The organism is Mesorhizobium sp. M0195 (genome assembly GCF_040322115.1).
GTDB lineage: Bacteria > Pseudomonadota > Alphaproteobacteria > Rhizobiales > Rhizobiaceae > Mesorhizobium.
Genome location: NZ_JAMYSV010000103.1, coordinates 1 through 572, shown reverse-complemented (window position 1 = coordinate 572; position 572 = coordinate 1). Strand labels below are relative to the sequence as shown.

1 protein-coding gene is annotated in these 572 nt (G+C 70.1%); it reads left to right on the top strand.

Annotated elements, in window-relative coordinates; genetic code table 11:
- Nucleotides 1–572 (top strand): AMP-binding enzyme (locus tag NKJ12_RS32205; protein ID WP_502905769.1); only part of this gene is annotated, 572 nt, incomplete at both ends.

Genomic DNA, 572 nt, shown 5'->3' with positions numbered 1-572 from the left:
GATCTGACGGCGGAGCGGTTCATCGCCAGTCCCTTTGTGGAAGGCGATCGGCTGTATAAGACCGGCGATCTGGCGCGTTATCTGCCGGACGGCAATCTGGAGTTTCTGGGCCGCAACGACGACCAGGTGAAGATCCGCGGCTTCCGCATCGAGCCGGGCGAGATCGCGGCGCGGCTTTGCGAGCACGCCTGGGTGCGCGAGGCGGTGGTGGTGGCGCGCCAGGACCGGGCCGGCGACAAGCACCTTGTCGCCTATGTCGTGTGTGGACCCGAGGCAGGATCGGACGAGGACGATGGCGGCGCGCTTGCCGGCGCCTTGCGCGCGCATGTGAGCGGGCGGCTGCCGGACTACATGGTGCCGGCTGCGTTCGTGCGGCTCGCGGCGCTGCCGCTGACGCCGAACGGCAAGCTCGACCGCAAGGCACTGCCGGCGCCGGCCGACGGCGCCTATGCGCGGACGGCCTATGAGGCGCCGCAGGGCGCGGTCGAGACGGCGCTGGCACAGATCTGGGCGGAGCTTCTCGGTGTCGAGCGGGTCGGGCGCCACGACAACTTCTTCGAACTGGGCGGCCA